Origin of the sequence: Pantoea sp. QMID4 (assembly GCF_030270445.1) — a bacterium.
Classification (GTDB): Bacteria; Pseudomonadota; Gammaproteobacteria; order Enterobacterales; family Enterobacteriaceae; genus Pantoea; species Pantoea vagans.
In genome coordinates this window covers 1-17,668 of the sequence record NZ_BSXL01000008.1, presented here as the reverse complement: position 1 = coordinate 17,668, position 17,668 = coordinate 1, and the positions used below count along the sequence as shown (strand labels likewise).

Annotated in this window: 15 protein-coding genes and 2 tRNA genes; 6 read left to right on the top strand and 11 right to left on the bottom strand. The window is 55.5% G+C overall.

All coding sequences use genetic code 11. The annotated features are described in order from the left end of the window. Positions 1 to 4 precede the first annotated feature (4 nt). Positions 5 to 763 (bottom strand): SDR family NAD(P)-dependent oxidoreductase, encoded by a 759-nt coding sequence (locus QSK07_RS17915; protein ID WP_285722043.1) that lies wholly within the window; start codon positions 761 to 763, stop codon positions 5 to 7. A 115-nt stretch (positions 764 to 878) separates the two neighbouring features. On the opposite strand from QSK07_RS17915, the gene QSK07_RS17910 reads away from it, so the two are divergent. From QSK07_RS17910 to QSK07_RS17900, 3 genes are all read left to right on the top strand, one after another. Beyond that, positions 879 to 1,778, top strand: a complete 900-nt coding sequence (locus tag QSK07_RS17910; protein ID WP_098052068.1) for a LysR family transcriptional regulator — start codon at positions 879 to 881, stop codon at positions 1,776 to 1,778. A 45-nt stretch (positions 1,779 to 1,823) separates the two neighbouring features. Then, complete coding sequence (gene yhjD / locus QSK07_RS17905; protein WP_098052067.1) at positions 1,824 to 2,843, top strand: inner membrane protein YhjD; 1,020 nt, start codon at positions 1,824 to 1,826, stop codon at positions 2,841 to 2,843. A 272-nt stretch (positions 2,844 to 3,115) separates the two neighbouring features. Next, positions 3,116 to 4,447, top strand: coding sequence for an MFS transporter (locus QSK07_RS17900; protein WP_285722040.1), 1,332 nt, complete (start codon positions 3,116 to 3,118; stop codon positions 4,445 to 4,447). Positions 4,448 to 5,089: 642 nt separating this feature from the next. Here the strand turns inward: QSK07_RS17900 and ilvC are convergent. Then, entirely contained in the window at positions 5,090 to 6,565 is a 1,476-nt protein-coding gene (gene ilvC, locus QSK07_RS17895) for a ketol-acid reductoisomerase (protein ID WP_033784686.1), read from the bottom strand. A gap of 161 nt (positions 6,566 to 6,726) precedes the next feature. On the opposite strand from ilvC, the gene ilvY reads away from it, so the two are divergent. Continuing rightward, on the top strand, positions 6,727 to 7,608 hold the full coding sequence (ilvY, locus tag QSK07_RS17890; RefSeq protein WP_033734419.1) for an HTH-type transcriptional activator IlvY: 882 nt from the start codon (positions 6,727 to 6,729) through the stop codon (positions 7,606 to 7,608). Here the strand turns inward: ilvY and ilvA are convergent, their stop codons facing one another. From ilvA to ilvL, 6 genes are all read right to left on the bottom strand, one after another. Beyond that, positions 7,609 to 9,156, bottom strand: a complete 1,548-nt coding sequence (gene ilvA, locus QSK07_RS17885) for a threonine ammonia-lyase, biosynthetic (protein WP_098052064.1) — start codon at positions 9,154 to 9,156, stop codon at positions 7,609 to 7,611. Positions 9,157 to 9,158: 2 nt separating this feature from the next. Continuing rightward, entirely contained in the window at positions 9,159 to 11,009 is a 1,851-nt protein-coding gene (ilvD, locus tag QSK07_RS17880) for a dihydroxy-acid dehydratase (RefSeq protein WP_098052063.1), read from the bottom strand. A gap of 62 nt (positions 11,010 to 11,071) precedes the next feature. Then, positions 11,072 to 12,001 (bottom strand): branched-chain amino acid transaminase, encoded by a 930-nt coding sequence (locus QSK07_RS17875; RefSeq protein ID WP_098052062.1) that lies wholly within the window; start codon positions 11,999 to 12,001, stop codon positions 11,072 to 11,074. 18 nt (positions 12,002 to 12,019) lie between these two features. Continuing rightward, on the bottom strand, positions 12,020 to 12,277 hold the full coding sequence (ilvM, locus tag QSK07_RS17870; protein ID WP_008926359.1) for an acetolactate synthase 2 small subunit: 258 nt from the start codon (positions 12,275 to 12,277) through the stop codon (positions 12,020 to 12,022). Next, complete coding sequence (gene ilvG / locus QSK07_RS17865) at positions 12,274 to 13,920, bottom strand: acetolactate synthase 2 catalytic subunit (RefSeq protein ID WP_285722028.1); 1,647 nt, start codon at positions 13,918 to 13,920, stop codon at positions 12,274 to 12,276. The genes ilvM and ilvG overlap by 4 nt, the downstream gene beginning before the upstream one ends. A gap of 149 nt (positions 13,921 to 14,069) precedes the next feature. Next, on the bottom strand, positions 14,070 to 14,168 hold the full coding sequence (gene ilvL / locus QSK07_RS17860; protein WP_098052060.1) for an ilv operon leader peptide: 99 nt from the start codon (positions 14,166 to 14,168) through the stop codon (positions 14,070 to 14,072). 330 nt (positions 14,169 to 14,498) lie between these two features. Between ilvL and QSK07_RS17855 the strand changes: the two genes are divergently transcribed. Beyond that, positions 14,499 to 16,022, top strand: coding sequence for a YifB family Mg chelatase-like AAA ATPase (locus QSK07_RS17855; RefSeq protein ID WP_285722025.1), 1,524 nt, complete (start codon positions 14,499 to 14,501; stop codon positions 16,020 to 16,022). A gap of 26 nt (positions 16,023 to 16,048) precedes the next feature. Here QSK07_RS17855 and QSK07_RS17850 read toward each other — a convergent pair whose 3' ends face one another. Beyond that, a complete protein-coding gene (locus QSK07_RS17850) occupies positions 16,049 to 16,387 on the bottom strand; it encodes a MaoP family protein (RefSeq protein WP_098052058.1) in 339 nt (112 codons plus the stop codon). A 120-nt stretch (positions 16,388 to 16,507) separates the two neighbouring features. Between QSK07_RS17850 and hdfR the strand changes: the two genes are divergently transcribed. Continuing rightward, on the top strand, positions 16,508 to 17,341 hold the full coding sequence (gene hdfR, locus QSK07_RS17845; protein ID WP_061061087.1) for an HTH-type transcriptional regulator HdfR: 834 nt from the start codon (positions 16,508 to 16,510) through the stop codon (positions 17,339 to 17,341). A 118-nt stretch (positions 17,342 to 17,459) separates the two neighbouring features. Here the strand turns inward: hdfR and QSK07_RS17840 are convergent. Both QSK07_RS17840 and QSK07_RS17835 read right to left on the bottom strand, forming a co-directional pair. After that, positions 17,460 to 17,535, bottom strand: a tRNA-Trp gene (locus QSK07_RS17840). Positions 17,536 to 17,542: 7 nt separating this feature from the next. Further along, positions 17,543 to 17,619, bottom strand: a tRNA-Asp gene (locus QSK07_RS17835). Positions 17,620 to 17,668 lie beyond the last annotated feature (49 nt).

Here is a 17,668-nt window from a genome sequence, read left to right as displayed (position 1 = left end):
GTGGTTAAATTCCCTGCCCGCCGGACGCTTCAATGCGCTGCGCGGTGATCCAGCCGGTTTCGTCACTGAGAATCGCGCTGATAGCGTCGCCAATATCATCCGGCAGTCCGACCCGACCCAGCGCCGTCAGCCCGGCAATCTGGTCATTAATCTCGCGGGTATCACGCACACGTCCTCCGCCAAAATCAGTCTCTATCGCGCCAGGTGCCAGAATATTGACGCGAATGCGGCGTTCACCCAGCTCTTTCGCCTGATAGCGCGTCAGGACTTCCATCGCCCCTTTCATCGACGCATAGGTCGCGGAGCCAGGATAGACCAGGCGGGTCAGACCGCTGGAGATATTCAGGATGCGACCCCCGTCGTTGATTAGCGGCAGCAGCTTCTGGGTCAGGAAGTAAGGCCCTTTGAAATGCACATTCACCAGTGCATCAAATTCCGCCTCGGTGGTATCGGTAAACGGCCTGTAGTGTCCGTGACCGGCGTTGTTCACTAAATAGTCAAAGCGCTCACGCTGCCACTGCTGTTGCAGTACCCCTTTCACCTCACCGACAAAGCGATCAAACTGCCCGGTTTCGCCGACATCCAGCGCCAGCGCCACGGCGCGCTGTCCCAGCGCTTCAATTTCCTTTACAACCGCCTGCGCCTCATCGGCATGGCTGCGGTAAGTCAGAATAATATCTGTGCCTCTGGCAGCCAGTTTTAAGGCCCCATTGCGGCCTAAGCCGCGGTTTGCACCGGTAATTAACGCCACTTTCTGATTCATCTCACACACCTGTTGAAAAATTGAACACGGTTTAAGGATATTCGCGAATTATTGATCTATAAACAGGGTTAAACGCGCATCACTGTTTCAATAAAAACAACAATCGGTGAACAACATGGACAAAATTCACGCAATGCAGGTGTTTGTGCGAGTGGCCGAAATGGGCAGTTTTACCCGCGCGGCAGAGAGTTTAGGCATACCCAAAGGCAGCGTATCGCGACAGATTCAGGCGCTGGAGAATCAAATGGCAACACGTTTGCTGCATCGCACCACGCGCCGGGTGCAACTAACCCAGGATGGCCTGGTCTATTACGACCGCTGCCTGGATCTGTTGTCGATGATTGACGATATGGACAGCCTGTTTCAGCATGAGCCCGCTTCGCTCAGCGGTAAACTCCGGGTCGACATGTCAGTGGCGATGGCCACCGGCTTTATCCTGCCAAGGCTGCCGGAATTTCTGCAGCACTACCCGGGCGTGGAAATTGAGCTGAGCAGCAGCGACCGACAGGTGGATGTGATCCGGGAAGGATTTGACTGCGTCATCCGGGTCGGTGAGCTGAAGGATTCAGGTCTGATTGCGCGAAAAATTGGTACCCATACCTTGATCAACTGTGCCAGCCCTGGCTACCTTTCGCGGTTCGGCATGCCAATCCGGCTGGAAGAGCTGTCGCAGCATGCGATGGTGCATTACAGCCAGCAGCTCGGCCAGGCCTCACCCGGTTTTGAATATTTTGATGGCAGGCAGTGCCATTACGTTCATACCGGTGGCGTGGTGACGGTGAACAGCACGGAAACCTACCGCGCCGCCTGTCTGGCAGGGCTGGGGATTATTCAGGTGCCCGCCACCGGGATTCAGACGTTACTGGAAAGGGGCGAGCTGGTGGAAGTGCTGCATCGCTTTCCCGCCAGGCCGATGCCGATTCATTTGCTTTATCCGCACCGGCGCAATGTGGCACGCCGCGTAAGGGTATTTATGGAGTGGCTGAGTCAGGTGTTACAGGAGTACGTCACCTGAGCGGCTATACTTTGATTTTAATAATAAACAGGACAGTGAAGGTCTATGACAGACAAGCAGGAAAATCCGCAGGATATGCAGCCAGAAAAGCCGCTTATCGATATTAAAACCGGCAATCACACCGTGGATGAGTCGATTGTTCGCGTGTCGCGCTTCGCCACCTGGTTCCAGTCTATTCCGGCGGTGGCGCATTTTATTCGCGCTCTCGACCGCTTTAATGACCGGCTCGGCAGCCAGTTTGGCGCGGCTATAACTTATTTCTCGTTTTTATCGCTGATCCCCATTCTGATGGTGTCGTTTGCCGCCGTGGGTTTTGTGCTGGCATCGAATCAGGATCTGCTGACCGATATCATCAACAAAATCGTCAGCAGCATCAGTGACCCGACGCTGGCAACCACGCTGAAGAATACGGTGAATACCGCCATCCAGCAGCGTGCCACCGTGGGTATCACCGGTTTACTGCTGGCGCTCTACTCCGGTCTTAACTGGATGGGTAATCTGCGTGAAGCGATTCGCGCCCAGTCGCGCGACGTGTGGGAACGCAAACCGGATGACAAAGAGAAGATCTGGAAACGTTATATCCGCGACTTCCTGTCGCTGACGGGTCTGATGCTGGCGCTGGTGATTACGCTGTCGCTGACCTCGGTGGCCGGTTCTGCCCAGGCGACCATTGTGAGTGCGCTGGGGCTGGATGGCATTGAGTGGTTACGGCCTGCCCTGACCATTATCGCCACGTCGATTTCCGTTCTGGCGAACTACCTGTTGTTCCTGTGGATTTTCTGGATCCTGCCGCGTCATAAGCCGCGCAAGAAAGCACTGTTTCGCGGCACCCTGCTGGCGGCAATCGGCTTTGAGGTGATTAAGTTCGTGATGACGCTGACGCTGCCGAAGCTGGCAACCTCACCTTCCGGTGCAGCCTTTGGTTCTGTACTCGGTCTGATGGCGTTCTTCTATTTCTTCGCCCGTCTGACGCTGTTCTGTGCAGCGTGGATCGCCACGGCAAAATATAAAGACGACCCTAAGATGCCGGAAGCGGGCAGCGCATCCCGCCGCAAAGCCTCGTAATCCGTTAACAACAGCGGAAAATGTCACCCTTCGGCTATTTTTTCACCAGATAACAGGATGAATAGCTGAGGGGTCACTTTTATTTAGCCCTTTCTTAGAGTATCCCGCCAGATATCGCCCGGTTTACCCCGGTATCGCCCGGCATTCGTCATACCACAGAAATTATCCTCTTTTTGCCCTCTGAAGCCAGACGCGGCGCGGGTTTTCATCATTGAATGCGCTCTGGCAGATGCGTAAGATTCTTTGTCTGTATTTACAAATAAGAAACAGTTATGCAAGCCTCCTTCACAGACACACTCGACAAACAGCAGGATCCCACACCGGTTAACTCACGCAGTAAAGTGGTGATTGCCTCGCTGGTCGGAACGGCCATCGAGTTCTTCGACTTCTATATTTATGCCACTGCTGCGGTCATCGTTTTCCCGCACATTTTCTTCCCGCAGGGTGATGCCACGGTCGCGACGCTACAGTCGCTGGCCACTTTTGCTATCGCCTTTATCGCGCGTCCGATTGGCTCTGCGGTGTTTGGTCACTTTGGCGATCGCGTCGGGCGTAAAGCCACGCTGGTTGCCTCGCTGCTGACCATGGGGATCTCCACGGTGGTGATTGGTCTGCTGCCCAGCTATGAGACGATTGGCGTCATGGCGCCGCTGCTGCTGGCGCTGGCGCGTTTTGGTCAGGGACTGGGGCTGGGCGGAGAATGGGGTGGCGCGGCGCTGCTGGCAACGGAAAATGCTCCAGCGAAGAAGCGTGCGCTTTACGGCTCCTTCCCTCAGCTGGGTGCACCGATTGGCTTTTTCTTCGCGAACGGGACTTTCCTGCTGCTCTCCTGGCTGCTGACCGATGAACAGTTTATGCAGTGGGGATGGCGCGTGCCGTTTATTCTCTCTGCCGTACTGGTACTGATTGGCCTGTATGTGCGCGTGTCGCTGCATGAGAGTCCGGTGTTTGCCAAAGTGCAGAAAGAGAAGAAGCAGGTTCGCGTGCCGATTGCGGCGCTGCTGGGCAAGCATCTGACCGCCACCATTCTCGGCACCTTTATCATGCTGGCGACCTATACGCTGTTCTATATCATGACCGTCTATTCGATGAGCTATGGCACCACGCCAGCACCAGCGGGTCTGGGTATTCCGCGTAACAGTATGCTGTGGATGCTGATGCTGGCGGTGATTGGTTTTGGGGTGATGGTGCCGATTGCCGGTCTGCTGGCCGACCGTTTTGGTCGTCGCAAAACGATGATTACCATTACGCTGATGATTATCGCGTTTTCGTTCCTGTTCCCGGCAATGCTCGGTTCCGGTTCACAGGCGCTGGTGATGGCGTTTCTGCTGCTGGGTCTGAGCATTATGGGGCTGACATTTGGCCCGATGGGCGCGCTGCTGCCGGAGCTGTTCCCGACGGAAGTGCGTTATACCGGTGCCTCTTTCTCTTACAACCTCTCCTCGATTCTGGGTGCCTCTGTTGCGCCTTACATCGCGACCTGGCTGAATGCCAATTATGGTCTGCAGGCGGTGGGGCTGTATCTGGCATCGATGGCGGTGCTGACGCTGATAGCGTTGCTGGCCTGTAAAGAGACGCGTCACCAGACATTGTATGACGTTTAATCCTGTTGGATGAAGGTCAGTGAAACCCGGCAGCCGCCGGGTTTTTTTATGAGTTGGGTTTAGTAAATAAAGGGCGGTTCAGGAATATATACATCGGCCCTAAAGGCGTAGAAGTGCTGACTGAAGGGCAAAACAATTGCCTTGATATTAGCCGGCATGCTCAGGGAGCATACGCCCTCCGCAAAGACGCAAAAGACGCCATCCCTGGCGGGCTCAGCGCGGGCCATCCCTGGCCCGCTATGCTTTGCTACAGACGTATGCTCCCATCGCTTTAAGTTGATTGGCTGTCTGTTTGAAGATCCTGCATCGTGCTAATAAGGTAGGGTTATTCTGGCAGCAATATAGAAGCTTAAGGACACAGAGAACACGGTCAGAAGAGGAAAGCGTCCCGCGCCAGGGACAAAAACGCCGGGAGCGTTTTTGAACAACGCAACGCGTTGGCCCGTTTACGGGCGCACCTCAGGGATGAGGTGCGTAATCGCGCGGGCAGAGCATGCCAGGGATGGCGGGTTTGCGTCTTTCCGATCTGACCGTGTTCCCTGTGCAGGCACGGTCCCATCAGTGAACTGCTCAGGCAGTGTTCACAAACAATAAACCCCGGCGAGCCGGGGTTTATTTTGCTGAAAACTGTGAAGAAAACTATTAGCCCGCGACAGCGATACGCTTCATGTCTGTCATGTAGCCACGCAGCTTGCGGCCAACGGTCTCAATCGGGTGCTGGCGAACCGCTTCATTGACGTCACGCAGCTGCGCGTTGTCGACCTGCGTGCCCTCAACCGCTTTACCCAGATCGCCTGGCTGCAGTGTGGTCATGAACTCTTTCAGCAGCGGCACCGCCGCGAAGGAGAACAGGTAGTTACCATATTCGGCGGTATCAGAGATAACTACGTTCATTTCATACAGACGCTTACGTGCGATGGTGTTCGCAATCAGCGGCAGCTCATGCAGTGATTCGTAGTAAGCAGACTCTTCAATGATGCCGGCATCGACCATGGTTTCAAACGCCAGCTCAACGCCCGCTTTAACCATCGCAACCATCACAACACCTTTGTCGTAGTACTCCTGCTCTTCGATTTTGCCTTCATACTGTGAAGCCGTTTCGAATGCGGTCTGGCCGGTCTCTTCACGCCAGGTCAGCAGGTTTTTATCATCGTTAGCCCAGTCAGCCATCATGCCGGAAGAGAATTCGCCGGAGATGATGTCATCCATGTGCTTCTGGAACAGCGGCGCCATGATGGTTTTCAGCTGCTCTGACAGCGCATAAGCGCGCAGTTTCGCCGGGTTAGAGAGACGATCCATCATCAGGGTGATGCCACCAAACTTCAGTGACTCGGTGATGGTTTCCCAGCCGAACTGAATCAGTTTTTCTGCGTAAGCCGGGTCAGTCCCCTCAGCCACCAGCTTGTCGAAACAGAGCAGTGAACCCGCCTGCAACATGCCGCACAGGATGGTCTGCTCACCCATCAGGTCAGATTTCACTTCTGCAACGAAGGAGGATTCCAGCACACCAGCACGATCGCCGCCGGTCGCTGCTGCCCAGGCTTTAGCAATCGCCATGCCTTCGCCTTTTGGATCGTTTTCCGGGTGAACCGCGATCAGCGTCGGGACACCAAAGCCGCGTTTGTACTCTTCACGGACTTCAGTTCCCGGGCACTTCGGTGCCACCATGACTACGGTGATGTCTTTACGGATGCTCTCGCCCACTTCAACGATGTTGAAACCGTGCGAGTAGCCCAGCGCAGCGCCATCTTTCATCAGCGGCTGAACAGCCTGAACGACAGCAGAGTGCTGCTTGTCTGGCGTCAGGTTAACGACCAGGTCCGCCTGCGGGATCAGATCTTCGTAAGTACCCACTTTGAAACCGTTATCGGTCGCTTTGCGCCATGAAGGCCGTTTCTCCGCAATCGCTTCGGCACGCAGTGCATAAGCAACATCCAGACCGGAATCACGCATGTTCAGACCCTGGTTCAGGCCCTGCGCGCCACAGCCAACGATAACGACTTTCTTGCCTTTCAGGAAACTGGCACCATCTGCGAATTCATCACGCGCCATGAAACGACATTTGCCTAATTGCGCCAGCTGGTTGCGCAGGTTCAATGTGTTGAAATAGTTAGCCATGGGTACTCCGGTAAGGTTGTGTTTGCTTTTTTGTTCAGGAACGGCGTGTCATGCAACGCCGCGAATGACCCCATCATATGACAGGAATTCTGTTGCTTAAATTGATATATTAACAACGTCACATTGCAATAAATGCAACACCACCCAGAGGCGACGCGCACATGGATTTACGGGATCTGAAACTGTTTCTTCATCTGGCAGAAAGCTGCCACTTCGGGCGCACGGCGCGTGCGATGCACGTCAGCCCTTCCACGCTGTCACGCCAGATCCAGCGGCTTGAAGACGATGTCGGCCATGCGCTGTTTCTGCGTGATAACCGCACCGTGACGCTGACGGAGGCAGGTGAACGCCTGCGTCAGTTTGCCCAACAGACACTGTTGCAGTATCAGCAACTTCGCCATGTGATGGATCTTAACGGTCCCTCACTCAGCGGCGAACTGCGCCTGTTCTGTTCGGTGACGGCGGCCTACAGCCATCTGCCGCCAATTCTTGACCGCTTTCGCGCGGAACATCCGCAGGTCGAAATCAAACTGGACACCGGCGATGCTGCGGATGCGGTGGAAAAAGTGCACTCCGGGGATGCCGATCTGGCGATTGCCGGCCGTCCTGAAACCCTGCCCGCCAGCATTGATTTTATGCCACTGGGACTCATTCCGCTGGTACTGATCGCGCCTGCACTGCCCTGTGCCGTTCGCACCCAGGCCACCCAGCCGCAGCCCGACTGGTCAAAAATTCCGTTTATCCTGCCGGTGCAGGGACCCGCACGGCGGCGTATCGACCTCTGGTTTCGCCGCCAGCGCATCCCGAATCCGGTGATTTACGCCACGGTATCGGGGCATGAGGCGATTGTCTCGATGGTGGCGCTGGGTTGTGGTATTGCGCTGTTGCCGGATGTAGTGCTGGAGAACAGTCCGGACCCGGTGCGGAACCGCGTGCTGTTGCTGGAGAATATTGACTCTGTTGCGCCGTTCGAACTCGGCATCTGCGTGCAGAAAAAGCGGCTCGGAGAGCCGCTAATCAGTGCTTTCTGGAGCCAGCTGTAATCAGTGGCCTGACAGGAAGAAGCGGAACGCCGGGTTCTGGCTTTCATCATGAAAGTCGTAACCCAGATCGGTGAGATGCTCCTCGAAACGTGGCTCATCGCTGCCCAGTTCAAAAGCTGCCAGTACACGACCGTAGTCGGTGCCGTGACTGCGGTAATGAAACAGTGAGATATTCCAGTGGGTGCCCAGCGTTTGCAGGAACTTCAGCAACGCGCCAGGCGCCTCCGGGAATTCAAAGCTGAAGAGCCGTTCACGCAGCGGCTTGGAGGGACGTCCGCCCACCATGTAACGCACGTGCAGTTTCGCCATCTCATCATCTGAGAGATCGACCACCTGGTAACCGCCGCGGTTGAGCTCGCTGATGATCTCGCTGCGCTCTTCCACGCCACGCGTCAGACGTACACCAACAAAGATGCAGGCTTTGTCCGCGTCCGCGTAGCGGTAGTTGAACTCGGTGATCGAACGTCCGCCCAGCGTCTGGCAGAAACGCAGGAAGCTGCCCTGCTGTTCCGGGATGGTGACGGCCAGCAGCGCTTCACGCTGTTCGCCCAGCTCGCAACGCTCGGAGACATAACGCAGACCGTGGAAGTTGACGTTGGCCCCGGACAAGACATGCGCCAGCCGCTCGCCTTTGATCTCGTGCTGCTGGATATACTTCTTCATGCCCGCCAGCGCCAGCGCGCCAGACGGCTCCGCCACGGCGCGAACATCTTCGAACAGATCTTTCATCGCAGCGCAAATGGCATCGCTGTCGACGGTGATGATGTCATCGATGTAGGCCTGACAGAGCCGGAAGGTTTCGCTGCCAATCCGCTTAACCGCGACGCCTTCGGCAAATAGCCCGACGCGTGGCAGATCGACCGGATGACCGGCGTCCAGTGCCGCTTTCAGGCAGGCTGAATCTTCTGACTCCACCGCAATCACTTTGATTTGCGGCATCAGCTGCTTGATCAGCACGGCAACGCCCGCGGCCAGACCGCCGCCACCGACCGGGACAAAGACCCGGTCGAGGTGCGCATCCTGCTGCAACAGCTCCATCGCCAGCGTGCCCTGTCCGGCAATCACAGCCGGATGGTCAAACGGCGGCACGAAGGTGTAACCGCGCTGTTCAGCGAGCTCTATTGCTTTGGCTTTCGCCTCGTCAAAATTGGCCCCAAAAAGAAAAGCCTCACCGCCAAATGCGCGCACCGCATCAACCTTGATGTCTGCGGTCGCCAGCGGCATCACAATCAGTGACTTAATGCCCAGCTTTGTCGCGGAGAGCGCTACGCCCTGCGCGTGGTTACCGGCTGATGCCGTCACCACGCCGCGCGCTTTCTGCTCTTCGTTCAGACCGGCAATCATCGCGTAGGCACCGCGCAACTTGAAACTGTGCACCGGCTGGCGATCTTCCCGCTTCACCAGAATGGTGTTGCCGAGACGCGATGAGATTTTTTCCATAACCTGCAGCGGCGTCACCTGAGCGACTTCATACACCGGTGAACGCAGCACTGCGCGCAGATACTCCGCGCCGCACGGCGCGTCGGGTAGCGGTTGAGACTCGGCCATGGTTAGCCTCCCAGCTTGCTCTTATCGCGGACGGCGCCTTTATCAGCACTGGTCGCGAGTAATGCGTAAGCACGCAGCGCAAAGGAGACTTCACGCTCACGATTGACCGGCGTATACGCCGCATCGCCACGTGCCTGCTGCTCTTCACGGCGGGCGTGCAGTTCGTTATCCGGCACAGCGAGTTTGATGCCGCGATTAGGGATATCGATTTCAATGGTGTCGCCATCTTTGACCAGCGCAATGGTGCCGCCGTTGGCCGCTTCAGGCGAAGCGTGGCCGATAGAGAGACCCGACGTACCGCCGGAGAAACGACCATCGGTGATCAGGGCACAGCTTTTGCCCAGACCCATCGATTTCAGATAAGTAGTCGGATAGAGCATTTCCTGCATGCCCGGCCCGCCTTTTGGTCCTTCGTAGCGGATGACGACCACGTCGCCTGCGACTACTTTTCCGCCCAGAATCGCCTCTACCGCGTCATCCTGGCTTTCATAGACTTTGGCCGGACCGGTGAAGGTCAGTATCTCTTTGTCTACGCCTGCCGTTTTAACAATACAGCCATCTTCGGCAATGTTGCCGTACAGCACGGCCAGACCGCCATCCTGTGAGTAAGCGTTTTCGCGGGTGCGGATACAGCCTTCGGCACGGTCATCATCCAGCGTGTCCCAGCGGCAGTTCTGCGAGAATGCCTGGGTAGTACGGATGCCCGCCGGGCCCGCGCGGAACATATCTTTTACCGCCTGATCGTTGGTCAGCATGATGTCGTACTGATCCAGCGTTTCACGCATCGTCTGCTGCAGGATGTTGCGCGCGCTGCTGTCGAACAGACCTGCACGATCCAGCTCGCCCAGAATCGCGAAAACGCCACCTGCGCGATGCACATCTTCCATGTGGTATTTCGGGGTACTTGGCGCGACTTTACAAAGCTGAGGCACTTTACGTGACAGGCGATCGATGTCGGAGATATTAAAGTCGATGTCGCCTTCCTGTGCTGCCGCCAGCAGGTGCAGCACGGTGTTGGTGGAGCCACCCATGGCGATATCCAGCATCATGGCGTTCTCGAAAGCAGCCTTGTTCGCAATGTTACGCGGCAGCATGTTGACGTCATCCTGCTCGTAGTAGCGTTTGGTCAGACTGACAATGCGCTTACCGGCATTGATGAACAGCTCTTTGCGATCGGCGTGCGTGGCCAGCAGTGAACCATTACCAGGCTGCGACAGGCCGAGTGCTTCGGTCAGGCAGTTCATCGAGTTAGCGGTGAACATACCGGAACAGGAGCCGCAGGTCGGACAGGCAGAACGTTCGATCTGTTCGCTGTCGGCATCGCTGACGTTCGGGTTGGCACCCTGAATCATCGCATCCACCAGGTCCAGCTTGATGATCTGGTCAGAAAGCTTGGTTTTACCCGCTTCCATCGGGCCGCCAGAAACGAAGATCACCGGGATATTGAGGCGCAGTGACGCCATCAGCATTCCCGGAGTGATTTTGTCGCAGTTGGAGATACAGACCATGGCGTCGGCGCAGTGTGCGTTGACCATGTACTCGACCGAGTCAGCAATCAGCTCGCGCGAAGGCAGTGAATACAGCATGCCGCCATGACCCATGGCAATACCGTCATCCACCGCGATGGTGTTGAACTCTTTAGCCACACCACCCGACGCTTCAATCTGCTCAGCGACGAGTTTACCCAGATCGCGGAGGTGAACGTGGCCAGGGACAAATTGGGTGAATGAGTTAACCACAGCGATAATCGGCTTGCCGAAATCGTCGTCGGTCATTCCTGTCGCGCGCCATAAGGCACGGGCACCCGCCATATTGCGGCCGTGGGTGGTAGTGGCGGAACGGTACTTAGGCATGCTCTATTTACTCCAGTAAGAATTAGCTCGCGGACGTCAGATGACGCCCGCGCTGTATCTGATTATGGGTTAACCGGATCTAACCAGCCCCATTTGTCTTCAGTTTCGCCGGTGAAGAGACCGAAGAAGGCCTGCTGGACACGTTTGGTGACCGGACCACATTTGCCTGCGCCCACCTGAATGCGGTCAACGCTGCGCACCGGTGTGATTTCTGCCGCGGTACCAGACATAAAGACTTCGTCAGCCAGATAGAGAGATTCACGCGACAGAGTCTGCTCACGCACTTCAATGCCCATATCACGCGCCAGCGTGATGATGGCATCGCGGGTGATGCCCGGCAGTGCCGAAGAAGTAAATGGCGGGGTATAGAGTACGCCATCCTTAACTTCAAACAGGTTTTCGCCTGCACCTTCGGAGATCAGGCCATTGGTATCCAGCGCAATCCCTTCCTGATAGCCGTGACGACGGGCTTCGCTGCCCACCAGCAGTGAGGAGAGGTAGTTACCACCGGCTTTAGCAGCAGTTGGCAGAGTGTTTGGCGCCACGCGGTTCCATGAAGAAACCATGGCATCGATGCCATTTTCCAGCGCTTCAGCGCCCAGATACGCGCCCCACGGGAAGGCGGCAATGATCACATCAGTCGTGAAGCCGTCTGGCGGATTCACGCCCAGGCCCACATCGCCGACAAAGGCCAGCGGACGGATATAAGCACTTTTCAGTTTGTTCACGCGGATGACTTCGCGGCACGCTTCCATCAGCTCATCAACGCTGCTTTTAATCGGGAAGCGGTAGATTTTGGCGGAGTCGTGCAGACGTTGCATGTGTTCGCGATGACGGAACACAACCGGTCCTTTGTGAGAGTCGTAGCAGCGGACGCCTTCAAATACCGACGTACCGTAGTGCAACGCGTGGGACATGACGCTGACCTTCGCCTCTTCCCACTTAACCATCTCGCCATTGAACCAAATAAAGTCTGCTTTCTTGGTGCTCATTGTTATTCCCTCTCGCGGCTACGCGCGGATTTGTTGTGTTGTCTGTTGTTGAATCTGAACGCATGCAACGTCGATCAATTTACTTAACTGCGAAGACAGTAAATCGACGGAGCGCTGGCTGGCAACGGTCATTTCAATATTAATGTTTTCTGCGTTGGCGACTGAGGCCATGTTCATAGAACAGACCTGAAAACCGCGGTGACGCACGACGCGTAAAATGCGCTCTAATATTTCAGGGCGGAAACGGGCTTCGATAGACAATTGATGCTGGTTCATACGGTTTTCTCCATCATGTTTGCATTGCTGGCACCCGGCGGTACCAGAGGCCAGACGTTTTCATGCTCATCAATTGCAACATGCAGGAAGTAAGGACCTTCGCTGTTCAGCAGAGCATCAAGGGCGTCGTCGACCTGATCTTTACGGGTAATGCGCTGACCGGGAATGTTGAACGCGCTGGCCAGCGTGAGGAAGTCGGGATTGTCGGACAGGTTGGTTTCACTGTAGCGACCATCGAAAAACAGCTGCTGCCACTGGCGCACCATGCCCAGACGCTGGTTATCCATCAGTACGATTTTGACCGGCAGCCTGCCGCGCTTGATGGTACCCAGCTCCTGGATGTTCATCATGATAGAGCCATCGCCGGAGACACAGATCACCGTATCGTCCGGACGTGCAACCTGCGCACCGATAGCAGCCGGTAAGCCAAAGCCCATAGTGCCTAAGCCGCTGGAGGTGATGAAGTTCTCCGGCGCGCTGAAATCCATATGTTGCGCTGTCCACATCTGGTGCTGACCAACATCAGTGGTGACGACGGCATTGGCCGGTTTGCGATCGGAAAGCTGCTTCAGCAGCAGCGGCGCATAGATCGCGTCGCCCGGATGGTCGTAGCGCCATGTATGGCTGGCTTTCAGTGCCTGCACCTCATCGCGCCAGGCGTTAATGTGCAAAGGCTGACTCAGGGCGGGCAGCAGTTCGTTAAGATCCCCCTGCAGAGAGACATGAGCGCGACGTAATTTGTTTAACTCAGCAGGATCGATGTCGAGATGAATGACGCTGGCGTGCGGTGCGAAGGTATCCAGCTTGCCGGTCACGCGGTCATCGAAACGGGCACCAACCGCGATCAGCAGGTCACACGCCTGTACGGCCAGGTTAGCGGCTTTGGTGCCGTGCATCCCCAGCATGCCGAGATAGACGTCACTGTGTGGGTCCACACTGCCCAGTCCCTTCAGGGTAGCGACCGCCGGGATACCGGTCTCTTCTGCCAGCGCGCGCAGTGCCGGAACCGCCTGCGCCAGACCAACACCGCCGCCAACGTAGAGCATGGGCTTTCTGGCCTGCGCCATCAGTGCACGTGCCTGGTCAATCGCCTGATGCGGCAGCGCATTTCCTTCTTCAACCGGAACCAGATGCGGCGCGGGTTCACCCTGTGCAATCTGAATGTCTTTCGGGATATCAACCAATACCGGGCCAGGACGGCCTGACTGCGCTAGCGCAAAAGCTTCCGCCATGATGGCCGGCAGCTCATCCAGCGATTCCACCAGGAAGCTGTGCTTGGTGCAGGCCAGTGACAGTCCCAGTACGTCGATCTCCTGGAAGGCATCGGTGCCGATGAAGGCCGAGGTGACCTGACCCGTTACCGCCACGACCGGCACCGAATCCATCATGGCATCCGCCAGACCGGTGATCAGGTTTGTCGCACCAGGCCCGGAAGTGGCGATACAGACGCCGGTTTTACCGGTCGAGCGTGCATATCCGATAGCCGCCATCACAGCGCCCTGCTCGTGACGACACAGTAGGTGTTCCACGCCGCCATCATAGAGCGCGTCGTATACCGGCATGATGGCGCCACCAGGGTAACCAAATACGGTATCAACACCCTGCGCGCGTAAAGCCTGAACTACCCACTGTGCACCTGTCATCGCTATTCTCCTGTGTCCTGACCGGAACAACAGAATTTTATGCTACTGTTCATTGTTTGTTCCTTGTGGATTTACTGATATTTCCTCGGGTCGAAAAAAAACCCCCGGACCTTTCGGTGCGGGGGTTTTTCGAATTCGAGGCTTGATTTTTAAGCCTTTCTTTCTCCAAGCGCTGCCCCGCACGGTAGGTTAATAACCACCACCACGCTAATCACGACCAGGCTAATCACTTGTAGAAGGGCTTTCATGTGTTGTTCAATTCTTTTTCGTGTTCGAAGTAATGCCTACAGAGTTATCATAGTCAGGGGACATGACACAACTTTTTTTACAGATTTATTTTAGCTTGCTGCCCTGAATCAAGACCTATCAACCTGTAATAAAAGAAAAAATTACATAATGATATTTATTCATCACTTTAGTGACGTAATAATATTTTGATGAATTTGCGTACTGCCGCGCAGCGTTCCAAAACGCCATGAAACAACTTTCGATGGGGTGTGTAATGGCCCGAACTGTGCTGATGCTGTCCTCGCTTTTCTTTGATGCAGTCACCAGACTGACGGCAACAAGGAGCGAGTATGTCACTGTCAAAAGTTCTGACCCGGGCAGCACTGGGCGTGGAAGCCCCGCTGGTGACCATTGAGGCACACATCAGTAACGGCCTGCCTGCCTTAACCCTGGTAGGCCTGCCTGAAACCACGGTCAAAGAAGCGCGTGAGCGGGTACGCAGCGCCATTATCAACAGCGGTTTCACCTTTCCGGCAAAGCGGGTCACCATCAATCTGGCTCCAGCGGACTTACCCAAAGAGGGCGGACGGTATGACTTACCTATGGCAATCGCCATTCTGGTCGCCTCTGAGCAGCTTCCTGCCGACAAGCTGACGCACTATGAGTTTCTGGGTGAGCTGGCACTCGACGGCGCGCTGTGCGGTGTACAGGGCGCGATTCCGGCGGCCATGGTAGCAATTCAGGCTGGACGGCAGCTGGTTCTCTCTGCTGAGAATGAGGCGGATGCCGGACTTATCCGTCAGGGATCATCGCTGGTCGCCTCTCACCTCAGCGACGTATGCACTTTTCTGCGCAACGAACTCACATTACCGATAGCTCAGTCCCCTGATCATCAGGGCAATCCGCCTGCTGACGATCTCGCAGATATCATTGGTCAGGAACAGGGGCGCAGAGCCCTGGAGATCACGGCGGCTGGCGGGCATAACCTGTTGCTGATTGGCCCGCCAGGCACGGGTAAAACCATGCTTGCCACCCGGCTGCCCGGCATCATGCCTTCTTTAACCGATCAGGAAGCACTGGAATGCGCAGCAATCGCCAGCCTGGTAAACAATAGCAGTACTCTGCACCGACAATGGCGCAGCCGGCCTTTCAGGTCACCTCACCATAGCGCATCTCTCTATGCTTTGATTGGTGGCGGATCGCTGCCACGCCCCGGCGAGATCTCACTGGCACATAACGGTGTGCTGTTTCTGGATGAGTTGCCGGAATTTGATCGCAAGGTGCTGGACTCTCTGCGCGAGCCATTAGAGTCGGGCGTCATCGCTATTTCACGTGCCCGCGCAAAAGTCGCCTATCCGGCACGATTTCAGCTGATTGCTGCGATGAACCCAAGTCCAACCGGACATTATCAGGGGCAGCATAACCGCACCTCACCTCAGCAGGTGCTGCGTTATCTCAGCAAGCTGTCCGGCCCTTTTCTCGATCGTTTTGATCTTTCGCTGGAGGTGCCGCTATTGCCGGGTGGAATGCTTAGTGGTCAACGCCCTGTAGCAGAAACGTCTGAACGGGTTCGTCATCGGGTGGTCGCGGCGCGGGATATTCAGCTGACCCGTGCAGGCAAAATTAATGCGCATTTAAACAATGCGGAGATTATGCGCTGGTGTCAGCCGGCTAAGGAGGATGCGGAGTGGCTGGAGTCAGTACTGGACAAACTGGGTTTATCTGTACGTGCCTGGCAGCGGATTTTGAAGGTCGCGCGTACCGTGGCCGATCTGGCGGGAGATGCAGAGATCAGCCGGCATCATCTGCAGGAGGCTGTCAGTTATCGCACGATTGATCGTTTAATGATTCATCTGCATAACAGCCTGCAATAAAAAAAGGGGCTTTCGCCCCTTCTCTGTTAATCGTCGCTGTCGGAAAAGTCTTCAACGGTGTCCATCTGTGGTTTGCCACCGGACAGCGTATGAAAACGCTTAGGACGCTTGATGCGGGTCATATATTTAGACCATACACGTTCAGCTTCTGTTTGCGGCTCACGCACGCCACGACACACTTCAATAAACAGACGTTCTTCTTCGGTTGCAGGCTCACGCTTTGATAAATCCAGCTCATTAAAGGCGAAACCGTGGCGTTCAAGAAGCTGAGCTTCTTTAATAGTAAAGTCACCGTGGCGTGAGAAACCACGCGGGTAATGTTTGTTATCAAAGAAACGATTCTCTGTAGAGAAGCTTTCCGCCATGTTACACGCTCCTGATTTTCTAATGCCGTGCTGTTAATGGCGCGGAGTATTAGATAGGCTTGACAGAGTGTAAAACAAAACATTTAAATCTATACGACAAACACTTTTTGGGAGAACGCTGTGGATACGGAATTACTGAAAACTTTCCTGGAAGTGAGCAGAACACGCCATTTCGGGCGTGCTGCAGAAGCACTTTACCTTACGCAATCTGCTGTCAGTTTTCGCATCCGCCAGTTAGAGAATCAGCTTGGCGTTAACCTTTTTACACGGCATCGCAATAACATACGTCTGACGGCGGCCGGAGAGCGCCTGCTTCCCTATGCTGAAAGCCTGATGAGCACCTGGATGATGGCAAAGAAGGAGGTTTCTCACACTCAGCAGCACCATGAGCTTTCGATCGGTGCCAGTGCATCACTATGGGAGGCCTATCTGACGCCGTGGCTACAGACGCTGTATGAGAATCGTGAAAGCCTGCATTTAGAAGCGCGCGTGGCACAACGACACCTGCTGGTTAAGCAGCTCCATGAACGTCAGCTGGATCTGTTGATTACCACTGAAGCGCCTAAGATGGATGAGTTAACGAGTCAGCAGATTGGTCATATCTCGCTGGCGCTGTTCTGCGCCCGACAGAGCGAGAAACGCGAAAAATATGATTATATTAAACTGGAATGGGGAGCAGATTTTCATCAGCACCAGAGTTACCTTTCCGGGGCGGATGATGTGCCAGTACTGACCACCACGTCGGCGCATGTCACCCGTGAACTGCTGCATACCACCGGAGCGTGCGCGTTCCTGCCTGATTTCTGGCAGGGTGTTTACAGTGAGTTGATGGTGATTCCGGATACGCCCGTCGCCGTTCGTCCGCTCTATGCTGTCTGGTTGCAGAACAGCGATCAGCAGGCGCATATCCGGCAGTTGCTTAAATTTCCGATTCTGGTCAGGCAAAACAGCTAAAGATTGGCAGGCAGAGAAGCAAGCAGGGAAGAGATGAGACCAGTTAGAGTTAGCTGGTTTTTCTTTTTACCTTTCTGAAGGCAAAAAAAATCCTTTGCCGAAGCAAAGGATTGTTTTCTGGCAGGGGCGGAGGGACTCGAACCCCCAACACCCGGTTTTGGAGACCGGTGCTCTACCAATTGAACTACGCCCCTAATAGGGTGGCGGAACGGACGGGGCTCGAACCCGCGACCCCCTGCGTGACAGGCAGGTATTCTAACCAACTGAACTACCGCTCCACCGATTCTTTCACGCTTATCAGCAACCGGCTGATAACCGTCTGTTCCC